We start from the raw sequence: 675 nt of genomic DNA on the forward strand, positions 1-675 counted from the left end.
AATATTATAACTGTGCGATCACGCCAATAACCACCATAAGGAACTCGTTGGCTTAATCGCCCATAAAGGTGATGTAATAACATGCCATCATCCAGAATAATACCAGCATGATTTGCAACATTGGATTGAACCTGCATAACAACCATATCGCCTACTTGTGGTTCACCTTCTACTTTTACAAATCCCGCTTCTTGCCAATTATCCATATAGCGATCTTCACCTTGCTCCCACCACGGATAATCAACACGATAATCAGGTAATACAATATTATGTGTTTGCTTAAAATAACTCATTATTAGGCCCCAGCAATCCGTAAAACCAAGCACAAATGGACGGCCAATAAGAGGAAGTTCGCCTCGAGGAAGAATTTCACGAAAATCCCCCTCGGGGTAACTGACAATATACCAAGGGATACCCAGCGCATCACATTGAGCCTGATCTAACTCAGAAGGCTGAGTCGTAGCATCTGGATGACTATGAACAATACCAATAACGACGCCTTGGTCTTCACATAATGCATATTCTTGGGGAGAAATAACGAAGTGCTCTTGAGGTGTTGTAGCTACATTTACACAAGGTAAATACGTCTTTACTCTGTATTTTTGTACGATAACGCCACATGCTTCTTTGGGATATTCCTTTTTTGCATGAGAAAATATCGCCTCTCGTATTTTC

Annotated in this window: 1 protein-coding gene; it reads right to left on the minus strand. The window is 41.0% G+C overall.

The window, feature by feature from the left end:
* On the minus strand, positions 1-675 hold a 675-nt coding region (locus ABN212_RS18960), incomplete at both ends, for a C40 family peptidase (protein ID WP_349443574.1).

Origin of the sequence: Proteus genomosp. 6 (genome assembly GCF_040139785.1) — a bacterium.
Lineage (GTDB): Bacteria > Pseudomonadota > Gammaproteobacteria > Enterobacterales > Enterobacteriaceae > Proteus.